At 66.8% G+C, this 15,642-nt stretch carries 13 protein-coding genes; 11 read left to right on the top strand and 2 right to left on the bottom strand.

From position 1 onward, the window contains the following. Positions 1–5: 5 nt before the first annotated feature. From GPA22_RS19665 to GPA22_RS19640, 6 genes are all read left to right on the top strand, one after another. Positions 6–920: a D-alanine--D-alanine ligase gene (locus tag GPA22_RS19665; RefSeq protein ID WP_169257780.1), complete on the top strand. Its 915-nt coding sequence runs from the start codon at positions 6–8 to the stop codon at positions 918–920. After that, on the top strand, positions 904–1,752 hold the full coding sequence (locus GPA22_RS19660; RefSeq protein WP_169257763.1) for a cell division protein FtsQ/DivIB: 849 nt from the start codon (positions 904–906) through the stop codon (positions 1,750–1,752). The genes GPA22_RS19665 and GPA22_RS19660 overlap by 17 nt, the downstream gene beginning before the upstream one ends. After that, positions 1,749–2,978, top strand: a complete 1,230-nt coding sequence (ftsA, locus tag GPA22_RS19655; RefSeq protein WP_169257762.1) for a cell division protein FtsA — start codon at positions 1,749–1,751, stop codon at positions 2,976–2,978. Before GPA22_RS19660 ends, ftsA begins: the two co-directional genes overlap by 4 nt. Positions 2,979–3,123: 145 nt before the next feature. Further along, complete coding sequence (gene ftsZ, locus GPA22_RS19650) at positions 3,124–4,263, top strand: cell division protein FtsZ (RefSeq protein WP_169257761.1); 1,140 nt, start codon at positions 3,124–3,126, stop codon at positions 4,261–4,263. Positions 4,264–4,461: 198 nt separating this feature from the next. After that, a complete protein-coding gene (lpxC, locus tag GPA22_RS19645) occupies positions 4,462–5,382 on the top strand; it encodes a UDP-3-O-acyl-N-acetylglucosamine deacetylase (protein WP_169257760.1) in 921 nt (306 codons plus the stop codon). Between the two features lie 10 nt (positions 5,383–5,392). Continuing rightward, the gene (locus tag GPA22_RS19640) at positions 5,393–5,581 is read left to right on the top strand and encodes a hypothetical protein (RefSeq protein ID WP_169257758.1); all 189 of its coding nucleotides are present in this window, start codon (positions 5,393–5,395) and stop codon (positions 5,579–5,581) included. Positions 5,582–5,614: 33 nt separating this feature from the next. On the opposite strand, the gene GPA22_RS19635 is transcribed toward GPA22_RS19640, so the two are convergent. Continuing rightward, positions 5,615–6,049: a DciA family protein gene (locus tag GPA22_RS19635; protein WP_169257757.1), complete on the bottom strand. Its 435-nt coding sequence runs from the start codon at positions 6,047–6,049 to the stop codon at positions 5,615–5,617. A 178-nt stretch (positions 6,050–6,227) separates the two neighbouring features. On the opposite strand from GPA22_RS19635, the gene secA reads away from it, so the two are divergent. From secA to GPA22_RS19615, 4 genes are all read left to right on the top strand, one after another. Then, the gene (gene secA, locus GPA22_RS19630; protein ID WP_169257756.1) at positions 6,228–8,951 is read left to right on the top strand and encodes a preprotein translocase subunit SecA; all 2,724 of its coding nucleotides are present in this window, start codon (positions 6,228–6,230) and stop codon (positions 8,949–8,951) included. 133 nt (positions 8,952–9,084) lie between these two features. Then, positions 9,085–10,593 carry an HDOD domain-containing protein gene (locus GPA22_RS19625; protein WP_343036106.1) on the top strand — a complete coding sequence of 503 codons (1,509 nt, stop codon included), beginning with the start codon at positions 9,085–9,087 and terminating at the stop codon, positions 10,591–10,593. An 84-nt stretch (positions 10,594–10,677) separates the two neighbouring features. Beyond that, positions 10,678–11,916 (top strand): bifunctional glutamate N-acetyltransferase/amino-acid acetyltransferase ArgJ, encoded by a 1,239-nt coding sequence (gene argJ, locus GPA22_RS19620; RefSeq protein ID WP_169257754.1) that lies wholly within the window; start codon positions 10,678–10,680, stop codon positions 11,914–11,916. Between the two features lie 77 nt (positions 11,917–11,993). After that, positions 11,994–13,580, top strand: a complete 1,587-nt coding sequence (locus GPA22_RS19615) for a hybrid sensor histidine kinase/response regulator (RefSeq protein ID WP_169257753.1) — start codon at positions 11,994–11,996, stop codon at positions 13,578–13,580. Between the two features lie 7 nt (positions 13,581–13,587). Here the strand turns inward: GPA22_RS19615 and apaG are convergent, their stop codons facing one another. Continuing rightward, complete coding sequence (gene apaG / locus GPA22_RS19610; protein ID WP_169257752.1) at positions 13,588–13,971, bottom strand: Co2+/Mg2+ efflux protein ApaG; 384 nt, start codon at positions 13,969–13,971, stop codon at positions 13,588–13,590. Positions 13,972–14,080: 109 nt separating this feature from the next. Here apaG and purB point away from each other — a divergent pair, with 109 nt between their 5' ends. Next, positions 14,081–15,448, top strand: coding sequence for an adenylosuccinate lyase (gene purB, locus GPA22_RS19605; RefSeq protein ID WP_169257751.1), 1,368 nt, complete (start codon positions 14,081–14,083; stop codon positions 15,446–15,448). The last annotated feature ends 194 nt before the right edge of the window (positions 15,449–15,642 follow it).

The following is a 15,642-nucleotide window of genomic DNA, read 5'->3' as shown; positions in this document are numbered from 1 at the left end:
CGGCCATGCGCGCGAAATTCGGCAAGGTCGCGGTGCTGCTGGGCGGCTCCTCGGCGGAAAGGGACGTTTCGCTGATGTCGGGCGGCGCGGTGCTCGAGGCCCTGCGTGCCGCGGGGGTCGATGCGCACGGCTTCGACCCCGCCGAGCTCGACCTGCACATCCTCAAGGAGCAGGGCTACGACCGCGCCTTCATCGCCCTGCACGGACGCGGCGGTGAGGACGGTACGGTGCAGGGCATGCTGGAACTGCTGAAGATTCCCTACACCGGCAGCGGCGTGATGGCCTCCGCGCTGGCGATGGACAAGTGGCGCACCAAGATGGTGTGGGCGGCCTGCGGCCTGCCGACGCCGCGCTACGCGATCCTGAACGCTGACACCGACTGGGACGCGGTCGCGGCCGACCTCGGCCTGCCGATCTTCGTGAAGCCGGTGCACGAGGGCTCCAGCATGGGCGCGACCAAGGTGACCGAGGCCGGGCAGCTGAAGGCCGCCTGGGAGCTGGCCGCGCGCTTCGACGATCTGGTGATCGCCGAGGAATTCATCACCGGCGCCGAGCTGACCGCGCCCTTCCTGCGTGACCGTGCGCTGCCGCTGATCCGCATCGAAGCGCCCGGCGGCAACTACGACTACCAGAACAAGTACTTCACCGACGACACGCGCTATCTGTGCCCCTGCGGCCTGCCCGCCGAGCAGGAGCAGGCCCTCCGGGCGCTGGTGATGAAGTGCGCCCAGGTGCTCGGCTGCCGCGGCTGGGGTCGTGCGGACCTGATCCTGACCGAAGACGGGCGGCCCTACCTGCTGGAAATGAACACCTCGCCGGGCATGACGGGCCATTCGCTCGTGCCGATGTCGGCGCGCGTCGCCGGCATGGACTTCACCCAGCTCTGCCTCGCGATCCTGGAGGATGCCCGTCTTGGCTGACCTCCGCCTGCGCTCCCCGCTTGCCGCGCGCGGACTTTCCGGCACCAGCCGGATGCCCGGTCGCGCGCACGAGCGCCTGGGCGTATGGCACCGGCCGGCCGTGCTGAATCTGTTCTCGGACATCTTGATGCTGTTCGCGGCGGTCGCGATCGGCTACGCGCTGGTCGCGTGGTTCCTGTCGCGCCCGCTGTTTCCGCTGCGCGAGGTGGTCGTGCTGACGCCGCCGGCGCAGGTGACCACCGAACAGCTCGAATACGTCGCCCGCAGCGCGATCCACGGCAACTTCTTCTCAGTCGACCTCGAGACCGTGCGCGAGACCTTCGAGAAGCTGCCCTGGGTCCGCCGCGCCGAAGTGCGCCGCCGCTGGCCCGACGTGCTGGAGCTGCGCCTCGAGGAACACCAGGCGGTCGCCTACTGGACGGTGTCGGAAAGCGGCGACTCGCAGCTCGTGAACCGCCAGGGTGAAGTCTTCGTCGCCGCGAGCAACGCTGCGATGCCGTCCTTCTCGGGGCCGCAGGGTTCGGCCGGCTACATCCAGGCGAAGCACAGCGAATTCGGCGCGATGCTCGAACCCCTCGGCCGCAAGCTCGTCGGCCTCGCCTTGTCCGCGCGTGAAGCCTGGCAGCTCAAGCTCGATGACGGGATGGTGATCGTGCTTGGGCGCGACCAGGAAAAGGCGCCGATCGGCGAACGGCTCGAACGCTTCGTGCGTGCGTGGCCCCAGGCCCGGGAAAAGGTTGGAGTGCAGGTGGCGGTAGCGGATCTTCGCTACCCGAGCGGATTCGCCCTCACGCCCGTGGGGGACTACAAGGCAGCTAAAGGCAAGCAATGAGCAAGGAATACAAGGACCTGATCGTCGGGCTGGACATCGGCACCGCCAAGGTCACGTGCATGGTCGCCGAAGTGCGCCCCGACGGACGGCTCAACGTCGTCGGCGTCGGCACGCAGCCGACCAGCGGCTTGAAGCGTGGCGTGGTCGTCAACATCGAGGCCACGGTCGATGCGATCTCGCGCGTGATCCAGGAAGTCGAGGTGATGGCCGACTGCAAGATCCACGACGTCTATACCGGGATCGCCGGCAGCCACATCAAGAGCTTCAACTCGAACGGCATGGTCGCGATCAAGGACAAGGAGGTCACGCCGCTCGACGTCGAGCGCGTGATCGAAGTCGCACGTGCGATGCCGGTGCCCGCCGAACAGCAGATCTTGCACACGCTCACCCAGGAATTCATCATCGACGGGCAGGGCGGCGTGCGCGAACCGATCGGCATGAGCGGCGTGAAGCTCGAGGTCAAGGTGCATATCGTCACCGGTGCCGTGTCTGCCGCGCAGAACGTCATCAAGTGCGTGCGTCGCTGCGGCCTCGAAGTCATGGACCTGATCCTGCAGCCCCTGGCGTCGAGCTACGCGGTGCTGACCGAGGACGAGAAGGAACTGGGCGTGTGCCTCGTCGATATCGGCGGCGGCACCACCGACATCGCGGTCTTCACCCACGGCGCGATCCGCCACACCGCGGTGCTGCCGGTCGCGGGCGACCAGATCACCAACGACATCGCGATGGCGCTGCGCACGCCGACCTCCGAAGCCGAGGAGATCAAGATCCGCCACGGCGTGGCGATGCACACGCTGGCCGATCCCGAGGAAATGATCGAGGTGCCGGGCGTCGGCGACCGCCCGCCGCGCCCGCTGTCGCGCCAGCGCCTGGCCGACGTGATCGAACCGCGCGTGTCGGAACTCTTCGAGCTGGTGCAGGCCGAGCTGCGCCGCAGCGGCTACGAGGAACTGCTGTCCTCGGGCATCGTGCTCAGCGGCGGTTCGTCCGTGATGCTGGGGATGGTCGAACTGGGCGAGGAAGTCTTCCACATGCCGGTGCGCATCGGCGCGCCCCAGTACGCGGGCGGCCTCGCGGATGTCGTGTGCCATCCGCGCTATGCCACGGCCATGGGACTGGTGATGGAAGGCCATGCACAGCGCCGTCGCGGCATGCTCGCGCGCGAGACGCGCAGCGTGCGCCAGGTGTTCGGACGCATGAAGGCGTGGTTCGAGAAGAATTTTTGACGGCTGGCGTGGAATTTTCCAGCCAAATTGAATGAGTTGTTGCTTTGTGTCCGGTATTTAGTTGTAAACTTTAAATTTGCTACTAGATGTAGACTCGACGGCGGCTCGGTGCATATTGGGGTTGTATTTTCGGGAGGCGAGGCAAATGTTTGAGATCATTGAGAAGGAGCAGACCGGCACGATCATCAAGGTGATCGGTGTCGGTGGCGCGGGCGGCAACGCCGTCGACCACATGATTCGGGAAGGGGTGCAGGGCGTCGACTTCATCGTCGCCAACACCGATGCGCAGGCGCTCAATCGCTGCCTCGCCCCGCACAAGATCCAGCTGGGCAGCTCCGGCCTGGGCGCGGGCTCGAAGCCCGAAGCCGGCCGTGCCGCCGCACAGGATTCGCGCGAAGCCATCGCAGCGGCGCTCGACGGCGCCCACATGTGCTTCATCACCGGCGGCATGGGCGGCGGCACCGGCACCGGCGCAGCACCCGTCGTCGCCGAGATCGCGAAGGAAATGGGCATCCTGACCGTTGCGGTCGTGACCAAGCCCTTCGACTTCGAGAACCGCCTGCGCGTCGCGGAAAGCGGCGTCGAGGAACTCACCCGCTACGTCGACTCGCTGATCATCGTGCTCAACGACAAGCTGCTCGAGGTGTATGGCGACGACGCCGGCTTCGAGGACTGCTTCCGTTCGGCCGACAACGTGCTGCGCAGCGCCGTCGGCGGCATTGCCGAGATCATCAACGTGCCGGGCCTCGTGAACGTCGACTTCCAGGACGTACGCACCGCGATGGGCGAGATGGGCCGTGCGATGATGGGTTCGGCCGAAGCCTCCGGCATGGACCGCGCGCGCATCGCCGCCGAGCAGGCCGCCGTGAGCCCGCTGCTCGAAGGTACCGAACTGTCGGGCGCGCGTTGCGTGCTGATCAACATCACCGCCAGCCGCTCGCTGAAGATGTCCGAAGTGCGCGACGCCGTGAAGACCGTCCAGGCCTTCGCCGCACCCGAAGCGTTCGTGAAGTACGGCACCGTGTTCGACGAGTCGATGGAAGATTGCGTGCGCGTCACCGTCGTCGCGACCGGCCTCGGCGTGCCGCGCGCCGCGCGCCAGCCGGTGATGCAGGTCGTCCAGGGCACCGGCACCTATGGTCCGTCGGTCGGCGCCATCGACATGACCAATCTCGATGTGCCTGCGGTGATCCGTTCCGGCCGTCGCACCACGGTCGAGGCGATGAGCGCCAACGGCATGGGCACCTACGACATCCCGGCCTTCCTGCGCAAGCAGGCTGACTGAGACCGGGAGTCCGAGCCCTGACGGGCGCCCGCTGCAGACCGTCGCCTCCGGTCTGTGCGGGCGCCCGTCGCCGTTTCAGGGCGCGGCTGTCATGCGTGCCGTGGCGCAATTGTGCGTTGCATGTTGCGTCGCAACCAAACTCGCCACGATGCCCCCCGTATGCATGCTAAACTGCTGTCGTGTAACGGGAATTTAACAATGATCAGGCAGCGCACCCTCAAATCGCTCATCAAGGCTACCGGCGTCGGCCTGCACGGCGGACGCAAGGTCCAGCTTGTGCTGCGCCCGGCAGCGCCGGACACGGGCATCGTGTTCCACCGCGTGGACCTCGATCCGCCCATCGACTTTCCGGCCGATCCCTATTCGGTGTGCGACACGCGCATGTGTTCGGGCCTGGAGCGCGAGGGGGCCAAGGTCGGTACCGTCGAGCATCTGATGTCGGCGCTTGCCGGACTCGGCATCGACAATCTTCACATCGACGTCGATGCGCCCGAGATTCCGATCCTCGACGGCAGCGCCGGGCCTTTCGTGTTCCTGCTGCAGTCGGCCGGCATCGAGGAGCAGAAGGCCGCGAAGCGTTTCCTGCGCGTGAAGAAGGTGGTCGAGTACCGCGAGGACGACAAGTGGGTGCGCCTGGAGCCTTACGACGGCTTCCGGCTGGATTTCTCCATCGTCTTCAACCACCCGGCGATCGACAAGACCTCGACGCAGGTGAGCATCGATTTCGCCGAGCATTCCTACGTCCGCGACGTCGCCCGCGCGCGCACCTTCGGCTTCATGCAGGACGTGGAGTTCATGCGCGCGAACGGCCTGGCGCTCGGTGGCAGCCTGGACAACGCGATCGTGATGGACGAGTACCGCGTGCTCAACGCCGAAGGCTTGCGCTACGTCGACGAATTCGTGAAGCACAAGGTCCTCGACGCGATCGGCGACCTCTACCTGTGTGGCCATCCGCTGCTCGCCCGCTATTCCGCGCACAAGGCCGGGCATGCACTGAACAACCAGGTGCTGCGCGTGTTGCTGGAAGACCGCACGGCCTGGGAGATCGTGACCTTCGAGCAGGACGTCACGACGCCGGCTGCGGTCAGTCACCAGTTCGAACTTTCGCTCGCCGCCTGACCGCCCCGCGATGCTCGTGATCCGTCTGTTCGCGGTGCTTGCGCTGATCGGCATCGGCGGATCGATCATCGCGTGGATTTTCACCGGCAATCCGAAGTACCGCCGCTGGGCGTGGAACTGCTTTCGCGCCGGCCTCGTGGTCCTGCTGGTGTTCCTCGCCCTGTTTGCGCTCGAACGGGTGTTCGTCCCGTTCGCCTGACGCATGCGGCAAGCGCCGCCCGGCAGGGTAGCCTCAGTCGCGGCGGCTGCGCCGGATCAGGCGTTCGAGCGATTCGCGCAGCGGCGACTCTGCGGGCAGCGTGGCCGAAAAGTCCTCGAGGCTGCGGCTGCCGGTCTCCGAAATCGTCCGCTGCGGCGGCGGGCGCCGTTCGTCGCGTGCCTCGATCACCTTGACCTTCACCTGGATCGTCGTGATCGCAAGGCCGGCCGCAGCGAATTGCTGGATCAGCGAGGGCGCGATCTGCTTCAGCCGCGCCGCGACTGCGCCGCCGTTGGCGAGCAGCACGAGCGTTTCCCCTTTCAGGTTGGCGACCGAGCACGACGATGCGAGCGCCGGCGGCAGCTGCTGCTGGAGCATGTTCTGCAGGCGCATCAGGCGCGCGGCGTGGTCCTTCAGGCGTGCCAGAGCGTCGCCGGTGCCGAGGAAACGCTGGATGAGCTGGGTCATGATCTTGCCTGAGTCGGTTTGCGCTGCGATGGTAGGCGCGGCCGTGCCTGACCGCAAGCCGGCGGCAGCCCGGTTGCTGTCGCGAGGCGGCGCGAGCATGCCGCGGCCGCCGCTGGGGGGCTTGCGGCCGGCATGCTAAACTTCCTGCTTTGCCGAATCGGTCCCTTCAGATACCCACATGATTTCCGGCCTGCTCAAGAAGATTTTCGGTAGTCGCAACGACCGCCTCATCCGCCAGTACTCCCAGACCGTGCGCACGATCAATGCGCTCGAGGCGACGATTTCCGCGCTGACGGACGAGGCCCTGCGGGCCAAGACGGACGAGTTCAAGCAGCGCATTGCGGGCGGCGAGTCGCTCGACAGCCTGCTGCCGGAAGCCTTCGCGGTCGTGCGCGAGGCGGCCAGGCGCGTGCACGGGATGCGGCATTTCGACGTGCAGCTGATCGGTGGCATGGTGCTGCACAACGGCAAGATCGCCGAAATGCGCACCGGCGAGGGCAAGACGCTCGTTGCGACGCTGCCGGCCTACCTCAACGCGCTGGCCGGCAAGGGCGTGCACGTCATCACCGTCAACGACTACCTCGCGAGCCGCGACGCCGACTGGATGGGCCGCATCTACGGCTTCCTCGGCCTGACCACGGGCTGCAACCTGTCGCGCATGGCGCACGAGGAGAAGCAGGCCGCTTACGCCTCCGACATCACCTACGGCACCAACAACGAGTTCGGCTTCGACTACCTGCGCGACAACATGGTGTATTCCACCAGCGAGCGCGTGCAGCGGGGCCTGAACTTCGCGATCGTCGATGAGGTGGACTCGATCCTCATCGACGAGGCTCGCACGCCGCTGATCATCTCCGGCCAGGCCGAGGACCACACCGAGCTGTACCTCAAGCTCAACCAGCTCCCGCCCATGCTCACGCAGCAGGAAGGCGAAGGCGAGGAGGTCACCAAGCCGGGCGACTACACGCTGGACCTCAAGGCACGCCAGGTGCTGCTGACCGAGCAGGGGCACGAGAACGCCGAGCAGATCCTCACCCGCATGGGCCTGCTGGCCGAGGGCGCGAGCCTGTACGACCCGGGCAACATCCTGCTGGTGCATCACCTCTACGCCGCGCTGCGCGCGCACGCGCTGTACTTCAAGGATCAGCACTACGTCGTGCAGAACAACGAGGTGGTGATCGTCGACGAATTCACCGGCCGCCTGATGGCCGGCCGGCGCTGGTCGGAAGGCCTGCACCAGGCCGTCGAGGCGAAGGAAGGGGTGCGCATCCAGGCCGAGAACCAGACCCTCGCGTCGATCACCTTCCAGAACTACTTCCGCATGTACGGCAAGCTCGCCGGCATGACCGGCACGGCCGACACGGAAGCCTACGAGTTCCACCAGATCTACGGCCTGGAAACCGTCGTGATCCCGACGAACCGGCCGATGCTGCGCCGCGACGACAACGACAAGGTGTATCGGACCGCGCAGGAGAAGTGGGACGCGGTGATCGCCGACATCCGCGAATGCGTCGGACGCGGCCAGCCGGTGCTGGTCGGCACGACCTCGATCGAGATCAACGAATTCCTGTCCGCCGAGTTGCAGCGGCAGAAGCTGCCGCACCAGGTGCTGAACGCCAAGCAGCACGAGCATGAGGCCGAAATCGTCGCCCAGGCGGGCCGTCCCGGCGTCATCACGATCGCGACCAACATGGCCGGTCGCGGCACCGACATCGTGCTCGGCGGCAGCATCGAGCGGCAGATCGCGGTCCTCCGCGAGGACGAGTCGCTGACGGCGGAACAGAAGGACGAGCGCATCGGCACGATGCGTGCGGAATGGCAGAAGGTGCACGAGCAGGTGCTCGCCGCGGGCGGCCTGCACATCGTCGGCACCGAGCGCCACGAGTCGCGCCGCATCGACAACCAGCTGCGCGGCCGTGCGGGCCGCCAGGGCGACCCGGGCAGCTCGCGCTTCTACCTGTCGCTCGAGGATCCGCTGATGAAGATCTTCGCCGGCGAGCGCCTGAACGCGATCATGGTGCGCCTGAAGATGCCCGAGGGCGAGGCGATCGAGCATGCGATGGTCACCCGCTCGCTGGAATCGGCGCAGCGCAAGGTCGAACAACGCAACTTCGACATCCGCAAGCAGTTGCTCGAATACGATGACGTCGCCAACGACCAGCGCAAGGTCATCTACCAGCAGCGCAACGAACTGCTCCAGAGCGAGGACATCTCCGACACGATCCACGCGATGCGCCAGGGGGTGCTGCACGACACCTTCCGCATCTACGTGCCGGTCGACAGCGTCGAGGAACAGTGGGAGATCCCCGCGCTGGAACAGGCGCTCACGGCGGAATTCCAGCTGCGCCAGCCGGTTGGCGAGTGGCTGAAGGCCGAGGCGAATCTCGACGACGAGACCATTCTCAAGCGCATCCTCGCCGCTGCCGACGAGGCCTATGCAGCGAAGGTCGCGCTCGTCGACGCCGGGGCGTGGCACAAGTTCGAGCGCGATGTGATGCTGCAGAGCCTCGACACGCACTGGCGCGAGCACCTCGCGTCGCTGGATCACCTGCGCCAGGGCATCCACCTGCGCGGCTACGCCCAGAAGAACCCGAAGCAGGAATACAAGCGCGAGGCGTTCGAGCTGTTCGAAGCCCTGCTCGACACCGTGCGCAGCGAGGTCTCCAAGTTGCTGATGACGGTGCAGGTGCGCACCGAGTCGCAACTCGAGGAAGCCGAGCGTCCACCCGAGCTCGATAACGTGCAGTACCACCATGCCGACTACGACGAGGCGCTCGGTACCGGGGCGGCCGCCCAGGAGGGGGGCGTCGCCGTGGCGCAGGCGCCGAAGGTCGGGCGCAACGATCCCTGTCCTTGCGGCTCGGGCAAGAAGTACAAGCACTGCCACGGCAAGCTGAACTGAGACGCGATGGGCGGCTCGAAGCTTTCCCGCCACGACCGGAACGGCCCTTCGCGGGCCGTTTTTGGCTTCCTGCAGGCCTTCATCGGTCATGACGGGCTCGGCTGATCCGAAGGGCAGGCGCCCCGGCGAGCCTGTGCTCTTTCCCGAACTGCAGCTGGGTGTTCAGGACGCCCCGGGCGATGCCGCGGAGTCGGGCGGGCGCGAGCCGCGCAACCTCGGCGAATGGGTCGCGTTCATTCGCGACCAGGAGATGCCGGCCCTCGGTGCGACGGTTGCCCTGATCCACTCCGTTACCGAAGACGAGAAGTCCCCCACCGGCAAGCTCGCGCAGGCGATCCTGCAGGACGCCGCGATGACGGCGAAGGTGCTCAAGCTCGCGAACAGCGCGCTATACAACCCCGCTCGCCACGGCGTCAGCACGATCAGCCGCGCGATCGTGGTGCTCGGGTTCAATGCCGTCGCGGAAATTGCCATCGCGATTCGCGTCATCGATTCCCTGCTGGCAGGCGGTGTGAGGCAGCGAGTCGTCGATGAGATGGCGCGCGTGTTCCATGCGGCCGTGCAGGCGCGTGCCCTGGCCGCACTGAGGCGGGACGGGCGCAGCGAGGAGGTCTTCATCGCCGCACTGCTGTCGCGCGTCGGCGAGATGGCCTTCTGGTGCTTCGGCGGCCGGCTCGCGCAAAGGCTGGACGAAGCCCTTGCGGCCGGCGAGGCCGACGAGGACGCGCAGATGGGCGTGCTGGGCTTCCGGCTGCGGCAGCTCTCGCAAGGCCTCGCGCGCGAGTGGAAACTGGGCCCGCTGCTGCAGTCCGTGCTCGATGGCAGCGGCCGCACCGGCGCGGCCGAACAGGCGATCCACTATGGACAACGATTCGCCGTCGAGGTCGAGAGTGGCTGGGATGCCCCCGGCATCGACAGGCTGGTTCAGGGGCTGTCGAATTTCACCGGACTTTCGCCCGAGGCGATGCGCGAGGAACTCGCCGCCAACAGCGTGGAAGCCGCACGCATCGCCGCCTATTTCGGCGTCGCCGAAGCCGCCGAGCTGATCCCGCGGCCCGTGGCGGCGGCCGCGAAGACGGAGGCGGACGAGGCACCGCCTGCGGCGGCGGCGATGGAGCCCGACCCCCAACTGCAGCTCAGGATCCTGCGCGAGATTTCCGGCCGCATCGCGGCGGGGGCGAACCTCAATGAAATCCTTCAGCTCGTGCTCGAAGGCATCTACCGCGGCGTCGGATTCGATCGCGTGCTGTTCGCGTTGCTGACGCCGAACCGGCTGCAGCTCGTCGGCAAGACCTCGCTCGGCGCAGGCGCAGAAACCCTCCGGCAGCGCTTCATCTTTTCGCTCGACGCCACGGCCGGGGATCTGTTCAACGAGTTCTTTCGTAATCCGCGCGCGATGTGTTTCGGTCCGGGGCAGACGCCGCCCGGAATCCGTATCGACCGACTGCTGCAGGTGACCGACGCCCCCCATGCCTGCATCGCGCCGATCCGCGCGCAGGGACGCCCGATCGGGCTCTTTTACGCGGATCGGCCGAATGCCGCGCAGGCTATCGACGATGAAAGTTTCGAAGCCTTCCAGTTGTTCGCCCAGCAGGTTTCGCTCGCCGTCACTGCCGCCAGCTCGTCACGCCAGAACGGCTGACGCTCGGCATGACGGCAACGCGTGCACTGCAACCGACTGACCCCCCGGCGGCGCTTGCCGCCCTTTGTCCGATGGAGAACTGCCATGCCCGTTAACCTCTCCACCCCCACCGCTTCCGAGCTGCGCCCGGTCGCCGGCGTGCGACTCGGCGTTGCCGAAGCCGCCATCCGCAAACAGAACCGGCGCGACCTGACCCTCATCGAAGTGGCGCCCGGCAGTCGCGTGGCGGGTGTATTCACGCTCAACCGCTTCTGCGCCGCGCCGGTGCAGGTGTGCAAGGAGCACCTGCCGGGCGGGGACATCCGCGCGCTGGTGATCAATACCGGCGTGGCCAACGCCGGCACGGGCGAGGAAGGGCTGGCGAACGCCAGCGCGACCTGTGCCGCCGTCGCCCGGCTGGCGGGCGTCGGGGCCCGGCAGGTGCTGCCGTTTTCGACCGGCGTGATCCTCGAGCCGCTGCCCGTGGATCGTCTCGTCGCCGGCCTCCCCGCTGCGCAGGCGAACCTGCGCGCCGACGGCTGGTTCGACGCCGCGCACGCGATCATGACCACCGATACCGTCGCCAAGGCCGTGTCGCGCCAGGTCACCATCGCCGGACGCACCGTCACGCTCACCGGCATCAGCAAGGGCGCGGGCATGATCAAGCCCAACATGGCGACGATGCTCGGCTTCCTCGCCTGCGATGCCGCCATTTCGCAGTCCCTGCTCGAGTCGCTGGCACGTGAGGCGGCGGACCTGTCGTTCAACAGCATTACCGTGGACGGCGACACCTCCACCAACGACTCGTTCATCGTCATCGCCACCGGACAGGCCGGCAATCCCGAGATCAACGATCCGCTGGGGGACGACTACCGCGCACTGCGCGAGGCCGTCATCGACGTCTCGGTCCGCCTCGCCCAGGCGATCGTGCGCGATGGCGAGGGGGCGACCAAGTTCATGACGATCGCCGTCGGCGGCGGACGGGATCGCGGCGAATGCCGCAAGGTGGCCTACGCGATCGGGCACTCGCCGCTCGTCAAGACCGCGTTCTTCGCCTCCGACCCCAACCTCGGCCGCATCCTCGCGGCCATCGGCTACGCCGGCATCGACGATCTCGACGTGGGCGCGCTGCGCGTGTGGCTGGCAAGCGCGAGCGAGGAAGTGCTCGTGGCCGAGAATGGCGGGCGCGCCGCGACGTACCGCGAGGAGGCGGGCGCGCGCGTGATGAAGGAAGCCGAGATCACCGTGCGCGTCGATCTCGGGCGCGGCCGTGCGCAGGCCACGGTGTGGACTTGCGATTTCTCGTACGATTACGTCAAGATCAATGCGGATTATCGGAGCTGAGCCCGAATTCAGAAATTCGGGTGGCGGCGGAGTTATGCGAAACGTATAATTCGGGATCCAGTCCGATCGCGAACACGATGGCCGACGAGTTGCAGTCCCTGCTCCGGACCAAGGGACAGGATGACCTGTCCCCCCTTTTCGACGTGATGCTCGAAGGGGTCGTCGTGCGCGACGGCGCAGGCCGGATCATCGCGAGCAACCACACCGCGCAGCGGATCTACGGCCTTTCGGCCGCGGAACTGGAAGGCCAGACCGCTGCGAGCCTCCCTGTCGCCTTCCTAAACGAGGATGGCTCCGCCTGCGCGGCCGACCAGCATCCCGCGATGGTGACCCTGCGCACGGGCTTGCCGCAGCGCGGCGTGATCATGGGGATCGCCCATCCGGGGCGCGAGCCCGTGTGGATACAGGTCAACAGCCAGCCCCTCGCGGACACGGTGGGCTGCATCACGTCGGTGATCACGAGCTTCGCCGACATCACGCCGATCAAGCGTGCGGAGGATGCCCTGCGGGCGAGCGAGGTGCGCAACCGGACGCTGGCGGAGGCGATCGCGCAATCCGGCTGCTCGGTCATCATCACCGACCGCAACGGCCGCATCGAATACGTGAATCCGGCGTGCTGCAAGGCCTACGGATATTCCGAGGAAGAGCTGATCGGCGCCCGTCCGAGCATCTTCAAGTCCGGCGAGACGACGCAGGAGGAATACGCGAACCTGTGGGGGACTATTCTCACCGGGCAGACCTGGCGCGGCGAGATGTCCAACCGCAGCCGCGACGGACGCCTGATCCGCGAGGCGGTCTCGGTGTCGCCGGTGCGGGACGAGAGCGGGGAGGTGCGCCACTTCGTCGCGCTGAAGGAAGACATCACCCAGATGCGCGACGACGAGCGTCGCAGGCATGAGCTGTTCGAGCGTGTCGCGCGGCTCGAGCGCATGGAACTCGTCGCGACGCTGGCGGGCGGCATCGCCCACGACTTCAACAATGTGCTCGCGGCAATCCTCGGGTATTCGCAGCTGGCGTCCACGCAGCTCAAGGCGGATGGCCGGCTGCCGCGCGTGGTCAAGTACGTCGACGAGATTCGCGCGGCCGGCCAGCGGGCGCGCGAACTGATTCAGCAGCTGCTCAGTTTCAGGCGCGGCGGCGCAGTGCAGCCGGGCAGCTCGCAGGTCGTCCAGATCGGGCGGGAGGTCGTCGGCTTGCTGCGCGCGACGCTTCCGGACACGCTGGCGGTGGTGGCCGATATCGAGCCCGATCTGCCGCAGCTGTCCGTCGATCCGGCGCACGTTCATCAGATCATGATGAATCTGCTGATCAACGCGCGCGACGCGATCACCGGCATCGGGACCATCCGCCTGAGCGCCGAGCGCGCGAGCTTCGACGCGATGCAGCGCTGCGACTCCTGTCGTCACGAGTTCCGCGGCGATTTCCTCGCGATCACCGTGACGGACGTCGGCATGGGGATCTCGGCGGAGCACCGTGAGAAACTGTTCGAACCCTTCTTCACGACCAAGGACGTCGGGTGCGGCACGGGCATGGGGCTCGCCGTGGTCCATACGCTGACCCACCTGTACGAAGGCCATGTCCGGGTGGAGTCCGAACTGGGCAAGGGCACCGCGGTGCAGGTGCTGCTGCCGGCGCGGTTGCTCCAGGAGGGCGGCGCGGCCTAGTGCGGACTCAGTGCAGCACGCGCGGCATCGCGAGCATGAAAAGCGGAATCTCGACGTCGAAGCGGTGGCCGTCCGCCGCCACCATCTGGTAGCTGCCCTGCATCGTTCCGACCGCCGTTTCGAGCACCGAGCCGCTCGAATAGCTGAACTGCTCTCCGGGGGCGAGCACGGGTTGTTCGCCGATCACCCCCTGTCCGCGCACCTCCTGCACCTTCCCCGATCCGTCGGTGATGATCCAGTGGCGGCTGAGGAGTTGCGCGCCGATACTGCCGATGTTGGTGATCGTGATGTGATAGGCGAACACGTACCGATCCTCCTCCGGCGCAGATTGCCCCGGCCCGTATTCGGCGACCGCGGTCACCTTGATGCGGTATTTTTCGGAGTCGCTCATGGCGTGACCTCTGTCTGGCGGGTGCCGGTCTGTTTGTCCATTATTGGTCCGTCGACGACTCGACGGCGGCACAGAGGTTAAAATAACACTTTTGCCCGGAAATACCGCCATGTCCGTTTCGCCCCTGACCGCTCTTTCTCCGCTCGATGGCCGCTACCAGGAAAAGGTCGCGGGCCTGCGCGAGCATTTTTCCGAGCATGGTCTGATCCGCAATCGCGTGCGCGTCGAGGTCGAATGGCTCAAGGCGCTGGCCGGCGAAGCGCGGCTCGCCGAGATCGCGCCGTTCTCGGCTGCGACGGTGGCGGAGCTGGACGGCGTGGTCGCCGGCTTCTCGCCGGTCGACAGCGCCGCGGTGAAGGCCATCGAGGCGACGACGAACCACGACGTGAAGGCGATGGAATACTGGCTCAAGGAGCGCCTGGGCCACAACGCCGAAGTCACGAAGGTGTCGGAATTCATCCATTTCGCCTGCACCTCCGAGGACATCAACAACACCTCGCACGCGCTGATGCTGCGCGAAGGCCGCGACGCGGTGCTGCTGCCCGCGCTCGACAAGGTGATCGCCCGCTTGCGCGAACTGGCCCATCAACACGCGAACCTGCCGATGCTGTCGCGCACCCACGGCCAGCCCGCCAGCCCGACGACGCTGGGCAAGGAGATGGCCAACATCGCCGCGCGCCTGCTGCGCGCACGCGCCGCGATCGCCGCGGTGTCGCTGACGGCGAAGTTCAACGGCGCGGTGGGCAATTACAACGCCCACCTGTCGGCCTGGGACGACTTCGACTGGGAAGGCTTCAACCGCCGTTTCATCGAGTCGCTGGGGCTGGAGTTCAATCCCTACACGATCCAGATCGAACCGCACGACGCGATGGCGGAGCTGTTCGACGCGATGGCGCGGACCAACACGATCCTGATCGACGCCTGCCGCGACATCTGGATGTACATCTCCTTCGGCTACTTCAAGCAGAAGCTGAAGGAAGGCGAGGTCGGCTCCTCGACGATGCCGCACAAGGTGAATCCGATCGACTTCGAGAACGCGGAAGGCAACCTCGGGATCGCCAACGGCGTGCTGCGCCATTTCTCGGAGAAGCTGCCGGTCTCGCGCATGCAGCGCGACCTCACCGATTCGACGGTGCTGCGCAACATGGGCGTGGGCTTCGGCCACATGCTGCTCGCGCTCGACTCCTGCCTGCGCGGCCTGAACAAGCTGGAGGCGGACCCGGGCCGGCTCGCAGCCGATCTCGAGAACGCGTGGGAAGTGCTGGCGGAGCCGGTGCAGACCGTGATGCGCCGCTTCGGCATCGAGAACCCCTACGAGCAGCTCAAGGCGATGACCCGCGGCAAGGGCATCACGCGCGAGGCGCTGCAGGACTTCATCCGCACGCTGGCGATCCCGGAAGCCGACCGCCGGCGTCTCCTCGACATGACGCCGGCGAGTTACGTCGGCAAGGCCGTGGAGCTCGCGAAGCGCATCTGAGCGCCGGCGGCCGGCTTCGGTCGGCGCGGAAGGCCGTGACGAACGCCACCTGCGGGTGGCGTTTCCATTGGTGCGCCCGGCAGGGCGCACTCACTTGGAGGTGGAAGTCCTCTACTCGCCCGGCAAGGGGAAGAGTTAGCCGAACGGCAAGGGTGTCGCGGGTAACTGCGAATCTGGAGGAAGCCGAAGGCAAA

This window comes from Aromatoleum toluvorans (assembly GCF_012910905.1).
In the GTDB taxonomy this organism is placed as follows: domain Bacteria; phylum Pseudomonadota; class Gammaproteobacteria; order Burkholderiales; family Rhodocyclaceae; genus Aromatoleum; species Aromatoleum toluvorans.
Note: the sequence above shows the minus strand (reverse complement) of the source record. Positions and strands in the feature narration are given on the sequence as shown.